At 67.5% G+C, this 7,933-nt stretch carries 10 protein-coding genes and 1 pseudogene; 8 read left to right on the top strand and 3 right to left on the bottom strand.

Translation table 11 applies throughout. The features are described 5' to 3' along the window. The 6 genes and pseudogenes from VN419_RS07485 to VN419_RS07460 form a co-directional block, all read left to right on the top strand. A pseudogene (locus VN419_RS07485) lies at positions 1–722 on the top strand (amine oxidase); the annotation flags it as partial. Next, positions 713–1,792, top strand: a complete 1,080-nt coding sequence (locus VN419_RS07480; protein ID WP_325646069.1) for a Xaa-Pro peptidase family protein — start codon at positions 713–715, stop codon at positions 1,790–1,792. The pseudogene VN419_RS07485 and the gene VN419_RS07480, both read left to right, overlap by 10 nt. Before the next feature lie 12 nt (positions 1,793–1,804). Next, entirely contained in the window at positions 1,805–2,716 is a 912-nt protein-coding gene (gene era / locus VN419_RS07475; RefSeq protein WP_325646067.1) for a GTPase Era, read from the top strand. Further along, positions 2,647–3,168 (top strand): tlde1 domain-containing protein, encoded by a 522-nt coding sequence (locus tag VN419_RS07470; RefSeq protein WP_325646065.1) that lies wholly within the window; start codon positions 2,647–2,649, stop codon positions 3,166–3,168. Before era ends, VN419_RS07470 begins: the two co-directional genes overlap by 70 nt. A gap of 172 nt (positions 3,169–3,340) precedes the next feature. Continuing rightward, the gene (locus VN419_RS07465; protein ID WP_325646063.1) at positions 3,341–3,973 is read left to right on the top strand and encodes a hypothetical protein; all 633 of its coding nucleotides are present in this window, start codon (positions 3,341–3,343) and stop codon (positions 3,971–3,973) included. 118 nt (positions 3,974–4,091) lie between these two features. Next, on the top strand, positions 4,092–4,790 hold the full coding sequence (locus VN419_RS07460) for a 16S rRNA (guanine(527)-N(7))-methyltransferase RsmG (RefSeq protein WP_325646062.1): 699 nt from the start codon (positions 4,092–4,094) through the stop codon (positions 4,788–4,790). Here the strand turns inward: VN419_RS07460 and VN419_RS07455 are convergent. The 3 genes from VN419_RS07455 to VN419_RS07445 are packed head-to-tail and all read right to left on the bottom strand — an operon-like array spanning position 4,757 to position 6,190. Further along, complete coding sequence (locus VN419_RS07455; protein ID WP_325646060.1) at positions 4,757–4,975, bottom strand: hypothetical protein; 219 nt, start codon at positions 4,973–4,975, stop codon at positions 4,757–4,759. The two genes, VN419_RS07460 and VN419_RS07455, sit on opposite strands and share 34 nt — an antisense overlap. Positions 4,976–5,030: 55 nt before the next feature. Then, positions 5,031–5,510 carry a 23S rRNA (pseudouridine(1915)-N(3))-methyltransferase RlmH gene (locus tag VN419_RS07450; RefSeq protein ID WP_325646058.1) on the bottom strand — a complete coding sequence of 160 codons (480 nt, stop codon included), beginning with the start codon at positions 5,508–5,510 and terminating at the stop codon, positions 5,031–5,033. Then, positions 5,510–6,190, bottom strand: a complete 681-nt coding sequence (locus VN419_RS07445) for a metallophosphoesterase family protein (protein WP_325646056.1) — start codon at positions 6,188–6,190, stop codon at positions 5,510–5,512. The genes VN419_RS07450 and VN419_RS07445 overlap by 1 nt, the downstream gene beginning before the upstream one ends. 182 nt (positions 6,191–6,372) lie before the next feature. Between VN419_RS07445 and VN419_RS07440 the strand changes: the two genes are divergently transcribed. Together VN419_RS07440 and pgeF are read left to right on the top strand one after the other, a co-directional pair. After that, positions 6,373–6,972, top strand: a complete 600-nt coding sequence (locus VN419_RS07440) for a 5-formyltetrahydrofolate cyclo-ligase (RefSeq protein ID WP_325646054.1) — start codon at positions 6,373–6,375, stop codon at positions 6,970–6,972. A gap of 14 nt (positions 6,973–6,986) precedes the next feature. After that, positions 6,987–7,760, top strand: a complete 774-nt coding sequence (gene pgeF, locus VN419_RS07435; RefSeq protein WP_325646052.1) for a peptidoglycan editing factor PgeF — start codon at positions 6,987–6,989, stop codon at positions 7,758–7,760. The last annotated feature ends 173 nt before the right edge of the window (positions 7,761–7,933 follow it).

Raw genomic sequence — 7,933 nt, 5'->3', positions numbered from 1 at the left:
CCGCCACCCTGGCCGGGCACATCCGCTACGGTTGCGGCGCGGCCAAAGTGGACGCCGAGGCCAAGACCGTCACCACGGACGCGGGCGAGGTCATCAGCTACGGCGCGCTTTTGAACACCGGCCCGCTGGACCTGCTGATTACGAATCAGCTGTCCTCGCCCCAGGACTCCCTGGTGCGGGCGGCCAAGCTGCTCAAGCACAACGGCGTGCATGTCTCCGGCGTGGGCGCGCGCGGCCGGGCCCGGTTCCAGGGCGCGGAGGACGACCGCTGCTGGATGTACTTCCCGGACAGCGACTGCCCCTTCTACCGGGTGACGAACTTCCATAACTATGCGCCCGCCAACGTGCCGGGCAGCGACCCGAACCGCGCGGCCCTCATGTGCGAGACCAGCTACTCCGAGCACAAGCCCGAGGACCTCTCGAGGCTCCTGGACCGCACCGTGGCCGGGCTTGAGACCGTGGGCCTGCTGGCCAAGGAAGCCGAGGTGGAGAGCCGCTTCGAGCTGAACGTGGACTACGGCTACCCCGTGCCTTGCCTGGAGCGCGACCTGGCCCTGCGCACCATCCAGCCCTGGCTGGAGGCGCACGGCATCTACTCGCGCGGGCGCTTCGGCGGCTGGAAGTACGAGGTGGCCAACATGGACCACAGCCTCATGCAGGGCGTGGAATGGGCCGAGCGCATGATCGAAAAAACACCGGAGAAGACCTACTCGTGGAACTGACCGATCCCGCGATCTTCGCAGCCAGGCGCGAGCGCCTGCGCGCCGTCATGGCCGAGCAGAAGCTGCCCGCGCTCTTGGTGACCTTTGCCGCCAACCGCTACTACCTCTCCGGCTTCGAGCTGTTCGACTCCCAGTGCAATGAGAGCGTGGGCTGGCTGGTGATTCTACCCAACGGCCGCGATCTGCTCATGACCGACGCCCGCTTCACCGACGCCGCCAAGCGGCTGTGGCCCGTGGAAGACACCCTCATCTACGGCGCGGGCAAGCACGCGGCCATGGCCGATGTGCTGAAAGGGTGCGGCGTGCGCGCCCTGGGCTTCGATCCCAGGGCCGTGAACGTGTTCGATTACGACGCCCTGCGCGCGCACTTCGAGCTCATCCCGGCCAGCGGCTTGGTGGAAGAGCTGCGCCGCATCAAGGAGCCCGCCGAGATCGAACTGCTGCGCGCGGCCTGCGGGCTGAACCACCGTGTCATGCGCGCCCTGCCCGATGTGCTGACCCCGGGCATCAGCGAATACGAGGCCGCCTGGCAGATCGAGCGCCTGTTCCGCGAAGCCGGGGCCGAGGGCCTGTCCTTCCCGTCCATCGTTGGCGTGAACCAGAACGCCGCCTTGCCCCACGCCATCCCCGGAGAGACGAAGATCCCGCGCGAGGGCCTGGTGCTGGTGGACGCGGGCTGCCGCCTGCACGCCTACTGCTCCGACCAGACGCGCACCTTCTGGGTCGGGCGCGAGCCCACGGAGCGCTTCCAGGAGACCAAGCGTCTGGTCATTGCCGCGCAAAAGGCCGGCATGCAGGCCATCCGCCCGGGCGCGAAAATCGCCGACGCCTACCACGCCGCCCGCAAGGTCTTCGAGGACGCGGGCTGCGCGAGCCAGTTCACCCATTCCCTCGGCCACGGCATCGGCCTGGAGACCCACGAGGGCCCGAGCCTCGCCCCCCGCACCGAGGGCGTGTTCCAGCCCGGCATGGTCGTCACCGTGGAGCCCGGCCTGTACGACGCCTCCTGGGGCGGCATCCGCTGGGAATACATGGTCGTCGTCACCGATGACGGCTGCATCGCACTCTAACCCAAGGATTTTATGACCACGCACCGCTTCGGACACGTGGCCCTGATGGGCCCGCCCAACGCAGGCAAAAGCACGCTTCTGAACCGCCTCATGGGGCAGAAGCTGGCCATCGTCTCGCCCAAGCCGCAAACCACGCGCAACGCCATCAGCGGCATCCACAGCACGGACGACGCCCAGATCGTGTTCCTCGACACCCCCGGCGTGCACCGCATGGCCGGACGCATGAACCGCCTGCTGCTGGAGGCTGCCTGGGGCGCCCTGCACCAGGCCGACGCCGTGGTCATCATCCTGGACGTGAGCCTGTACGCCAAGAGGCCGCAGCTCTTCGACAGCGAGATCCGTCCCCTCACCGACCCCGTGGGCCGCGTGGGCAAGCCCGTGTTCATCGCCGCCAACAAGGTGGACCAGATCAAGCCCAAGGAGAAGATGCTGCCGCTTCTGCTGCGCATCGGCCAGGCCTTCCCCCAGGCCGAGGTGTTCCCCATCTCCGCCGCCACGGGCGAGGGCGTGGACGACCTGCTGGCCGCGCTGACCAGGCTTTTGCCCGAAGGCCCCGCCCAGTACCCCGAGGACCAGCTCTCCACCGCATCCATCCGCTTCATGGCCGCGGAGACCATCCGCGAGAAGCTCTTCCTCCAGCTTGAAGAAGAGCTGCCCTACAACACCATCGTCGAGATCGAGCAGTGGGAGGAGCCCGAGGAAGGCCAGGCGCGCATCAACGCCTGCATCCACGTGGCGCGCAACAACCACAAGGGCATGGTCATCGGCAAGGGCGGGCAGATGCTGAAGAAGATCGGCAGCGCCGCGCGCATCGAGCTGGAAGCCTTGCTGGAGCGGCCCGTGCACCTGGAGCTGTGGGTCAAGGTGCGCGAGGACTGGACCGAGGACACGTCCTTCCTGCGCGAGATGGGGCTGGGCGAGTAGCAAGCACGCCCCCGCCGCCGGAAAGGCCACACTGCGGACAATCCGCCGCCACAGGCCGGGGATTCCTCCCGGCCTGCAACCAGCCAGCCTTCAGCATACCCTGTCAACAGGGCAAGGGCTATTCCGGCGCGCCGGGCCATGTGAACATCCCCGGCAGCCAGGGGATAAAGGATCTGGGTGTCATTCCCGAAGGCACTTGGACCATCGGCGAGGTCACCTGGAACAAGAATGACACTCGCGGTAAGGGCGAGAACCTCATCCACCTCGTACCGGATGCGGCCACGGCCGAGCGCGTGCGGGCCATGGGCCGCGACCCGAACACGTTCTACATCCATGCGGGGAAAATTAATGGCGAGCGGACGGCTTCTCAAGGCTGCATCATCATTCCCGGCAAAAGCGAACGCATGGCCATCCGCGAACTGCAAGGAGCGAAAATACGTGTGGTGGGCTAACCGAATGTTGTTGTTGGGTTGTGCGCTGCTTATCAGCCCAAACTTGGCGTGGTCAGGGATATCCGAACGCGGCTCGAAGGCGGAGATGCTGGAATTTTCCGCTAGATACTTCGCCTTTGATGCCGACCACGCGTTGATAGGCGGTAAGAGAGTGTATGATTACAGGACGCCCATGTCTGATGAAATAACTGACCGCATCTACGACGAGGCGCACGACCGCTTCGTCGGCTTCGGGCCGGAGGGCAACGCCACGCTCACCGTGGACGAAAGCCTGCGCGCCGACGTGGAGGGGACCCTCGGCACAACCACGCGCCTGAACGTGGGCGGCTACGAGGAGCGCGTGCTCTGCTACGCGTCCTCCCGCCCGGGCGACGACACGGTGGCCCTGTTCACGCTGTCCAAATGCCCGGAGAACTGCCAGAGAGTCAGCGAGATCCAGGTGCGCGCCCGCAAGCGCGAGGTGCGCGTGCTGTCCAAATGCGCGCAAGTGCCGGGCGTGCACGCGGGCCTCGCAACGCAGTCCGGCCTGCATCTCGGCATGACGGCTGCCGAGGCGGAGGCGGTGCTGGGCGCGCCGCAACACATCCAGAAGGGCCTGCAAGGGACCATGTGGTTCTACGGCGCCAGCGTGAGCGTGGCCATGAGCCGCGAGGAGGCGACGCGCCGGGGCTTTCCGGGAGTGGAGCATAAGCCCATTCCCGGCACCGACTATGCGCCCACGCCCGGCTTCGACAAGTTCATCGTGCTCTGGCTGCGCGAAGGCCGCGTGAGCGCCTGGCGCGTGTGGCTGGACTGGGGCCTGTAGCCGCCCTGGCGCACGTTTCCCGGGGAGCGCCCCTCTTCGCCACCATGCCGCGCCGGGTCCCCTCGTTCTCTTCCCCCCGGCTCTTGCCCTCATCCTTCCGCCCGCGTAGAAAGCGCCCATGATCAAGAAACGCAGCGACAACCCCTACGCTCCGGCCCCGGGCGAAGTCTCCGGCGAGGCCAGGCGCGCGGGCTTCAAGCTTGACGCACAGCAGGCCGAGGCCCTTTCGCGCTACCTCACGCTTCTGCTCAAGTGGAACAGGGCCATGAACCTGGTGGGCCGGGCGGACTGGCCGGGCGTGTTCCGCGACCTGGCGGCGGACAGCCTGCACCTGGCGGAGTTCCTGAAGGAGCTGCCGCTGCCGGAAGTCCCGCTGACCCTTGATCTGGGCGCGGGCGCGGGCCTGCCGGGCATTCCCCTGCGCGTGCTGTGGCCGCGGGGCGACTATGTGCTGGTGGAGCTGCGCGAGAAGCGGGCGATATTCCTGACGCAGGCCGTGGGCGCGCTCAAGCTGCCGCGCACCTTTGTGCTGCATGGCCGGGCCGAGGCCTCGCTGGCGGCCTTGCCGGGCTTCAAGCTGGAGCGGGAGCGCGCGGACGTGGTGCTCAGCCGGGCGTTCATGCCCTGGCCGCAGCTGCTGCCGCTGGCTGCGGAACTGCTGGCCCCGGGCGGCACGCTGGTGATTCTGGCCAACGAGGCCGCTCCGGTGGAGCAGGGGGCGGACATGGGCGCGGGCTTCCGGCTCTCCGGGGTGCGCGAATACCCGGCCGATGGCCGCAGCCGCTATTTCTGGTCGCTCGTGCTGGCCAGCGCCTGAAGCATGCCGCCTTTGAAGATGAGCTTGGTGGCCAGTTCGTCGGCCTGATCGGCCAGGTCCATGAGCTTTTCCAGATACTCCAGAATCGCCTGACGGCGCTCCTCGTCCCCGTGTTCGAAGTCAAAGGCCAGGTCGCCGGAAGCGAAGTATTCCGCGAGCTTGTCCAGGTAGGCGCTGTCGAGCATATGCGTGTCCTTGTGCGTGGTGCTGGCTGAGAGTCCTGAGCGTGGTCGTGATGCCCTAGTCGTGGTGATACGGCAGGCCCTTGTTGATGCTTGCGGCGCGGTAGAGCTGTTCGAGCAGCACCACGCGGGCCAGCTCGTGCGGCAGGGTGATGCGCCCGAGGGAGAACATGGCCCCGCCACTTTTGGCGCGTTCGCGCACCTCGTCGGAAAGTCCGTAGGCCCCGCCCACCATGAACCAGGGGGAGCGCGCCGCGTCCTCCCAGGCCTTGATTTTTGCGGCCAGCTCGCGGCTGGACCAGGTCTCGCCGCGTTCGTCCAGGATGACCGGCACCGCGCCGGGCGGCAGCTTGGCAAGCAGGTCGCGGCCCTCGCGCAGGGATTTCTCGGCCGGGGGGCAGGCGGCGGGCGCGTCCTTCACGGTGAGCACCTCGCAGCGGGCCAGACGGGAGAGTTTGAGGGCGTAGAGGTCCGCAGCTTCGCGCAAGGAGGCCTCGCGGCACTTGCCCACGAACAGGCAGCCGATTCCTGCGGCCACTAGATGCGTCCCAGCCGGGCGGAGAGGACGCCGTTCTCCAGGTCCACGCGGGCGAAGCCGCCATCGGCGAGCAGGCCGGGATTCAGCACCTGGCAGCGGCCCAGGCGCTCTTCGCCCTGGCCCTCGTGGATGTGCCCGCAGACGCAGATGTCCGGCTGGGCGGCGTCGAGGAAGGCGCGCACGGCGGTGCTGCCCACGCTCATGCCGTTCGGCAGGCGGTCCAGGCTGGTGCCGTGGGGCGCGTTGTGGATCACGGCCAGGATGCGGCCGCCCCCATCGCCTGTAGGGCCAACCAGGGCCTTGGCCTTGGCGTGGGTCTCGTCCAGCCAGGCGGCCATGTCGGCCTCTGTGGCCTCGCTGGGTGTGCCAAAGGGCGTGATGGTGGAGTAGCCCACGCCCATGAGGGCCAGGCCAGGGGCCAGCAGCAGGGCCTCGCGGTGGATGTTCAGCCCCTTGGCCGCAAGATGCCCGGTGACGCTGGGCTCGTCCATGTTGCCCACCTGGGCCAGCACGCGGGGGTTGGCGCGCTGCGCCGCCTCGATGACGTGGTCGGCCTGGGCCGGGCCGCCCCGGTTGGTCAGGTCGCCGGAGAGGATCAATGCCTCGGCTCCGGCCACGCCGGGGATGCGTTCGAACAGGTCCGTGCTCTCGTGCACATCGCCAACCACGATCCAGTACATTCGCCAGCTCCCTGCATTGCGTGAAGTCTTGGGCTATACCCCTATCCCCATTGGGGAATGCCGCAGTCCCCGCCCTTAGGGGGCGGATATTTCCGCTTCCAATCAAGGCGGTCATAGCATACACAAAATCACGGCGCAAAGGGTGCGGGGGTGCCCGGAAACCGGCCTTTCAGGGGGGGATCATGACCGACGCGAGCCAGGAAAAAGACAAGCTTCGCAAGATGTTGGTTGAGCAGCGCATGGCGCTCTCACCGGAGGAGGTCCAGCGAGCCAGCTTGGCCGTGGCCGAGCGTTTGCGCACGCTGACCGAGTGGAAGAACGCCTGGTCCGTGCTGCTATACTGGCCCATCAAGAACGAGGTGGACACCCGCCCGCTTCTGGCGGAGCTGTGGGAACGCGGGGCCATCGCCCTTTTGCCGCGCTGCCGGCCGGAGCAGCCCGGCTTCATGGATCTGTGCGCCTGCACCTGCGAGGAGGACCTGACCGAGGGCTCCTTCAACATCATGGAGCCCGCCCCGTGCTGCGCCACGCGCGAGGACTCCGGTGAACCCTTCGTGCCCGACCTGGTGCTGGTGCCCGCAGTGGCCTTCGACGCCCACGGCTATCGCCTGGGTTTTGGCGGCGGCTACTACGACCGCCTGCTGGCCAAGCCGGAGATGGACGAGGCCGTCACCATCGGCCTGTGCTATGATTTCCAGCGCCTGCCGGTGCTGCCGACTAACGCCTGGGATGAGCCCGTGCAGGCCGTGTGCACCGAACGCGAGCTCAAATGGTTCCGGTAGGGGGCGCCCCCCTGGTGGAAGCGCCCATCGGCGCTGTCCCGTTTGCTTTTCCGGGTCTGAGCGGAATCTCCTGCGCCTTCACCACCCGCACGGGCGGCGCAAGCGTAGCCCCCTTTGACGGGGCCAACCTGTCCTTCGATGTGGGTGACGACCCTGCCGCCGTGGCGCAGAACCGTCGCGCCCTGGCCGCACAGCTGGGCTTGTCGCACTGGTGCGAGCTGAAGCAGGTGCATGGCGACGCGCTGCACCTGGAGCCCGCGCCGGTTTCTCTGGATGTCTTCGCCAGCGCCGGGGCCGCGCTTGAGGGCGACGCCCTGGCCACCTCCGCGCCTGGCGTCGGGCTGTGCATCAAGACGGCGGACTGCCAACCCATCCTCATTGCGCACGAATCCGGCCGCTTCGTGGCCGCCCTGCACGCGGGCTGGCGCGGCAACGTGCTGAACCTGCCGGGCAGCGCCGTGGCGCGCTTGTGCGCGCATTACGGCTGCGCCGCCAGCGAGCTTTACGCCGTGCGCGGGCCGAGCCTGGGCCCGGCCAAGGCCCAGTTCGTCCACTTCGCCCAGGAGTTCGGCCAGGAGTTCCTGCCCTTTTTCAACCGCAAGGCCGACACAGTGGACCTCTGGCGGCTCACGCGGCATCAGCTGGAAACGGCGGGGCTCAAGCCCGAGCGCATCTTCGGCGTGGATTTGTGCACGCAGTCCAACCCGCAGGAGTTCTTCTCCTACCGGGCCGCCCGGGTGACGGGACGCATGCTGTCGGTCATCTGGCTGAAAGGAACTACGGAATAATCGTCCGTCAGGCTTCCCTCGTCCGCAGTTCTTGGCTATGGTTGAGGAAACCTTCAGCGAGCGAGGTCCCCTCATGCTTCTCGGAATCTACCACGTGACCTTCCAGTCCAGCCTGGCTACCATGGGAGAGGGAATCGCCGTGTTCGACGCCTGTGGCGTGCACGGGGCCAACG

Source organism: Humidesulfovibrio sp. (assembly GCF_035560995.1).
Taxonomy (GTDB): domain Bacteria; phylum Desulfobacterota; class Desulfovibrionia; order Desulfovibrionales; family Desulfovibrionaceae; genus Humidesulfovibrio.
The sequence above is the reverse complement of the archived record's forward strand: the minus strand, read 5'-3'. Positions and strand labels throughout refer to the sequence as shown.

Coding starts and splice junctions, on each gene's coding strand:
- era (WP_325646067.1), top strand. CDS start 1,805: ATGACCACGCACCGCTTCGGACACGTGGCCCTGATGGGCCCGCCCAAC.
- VN419_RS07465 (WP_325646063.1), top strand. CDS start 3,341: ATGTCTGATGAAATAACTGACCGCATCTACGACGAGGCGCACGACCGC.
- VN419_RS07460 (WP_325646062.1), top strand. CDS start 4,092: ATGATCAAGAAACGCAGCGACAACCCCTACGCTCCGGCCCCGGGCGAA.
- VN419_RS07455 (WP_325646060.1), bottom strand. CDS start 4,975: ATGCTCGACAGCGCCTACCTGGACAAGCTCGCGGAATACTTCGCTTCC.
- VN419_RS07445 (WP_325646056.1), bottom strand. CDS start 6,190: ATGTACTGGATCGTGGTTGGCGATGTGCACGAGAGCACGGACCTGTTC.
- VN419_RS07440 (WP_325646054.1), top strand. CDS start 6,373: ATGACCGACGCGAGCCAGGAAAAAGACAAGCTTCGCAAGATGTTGGTT.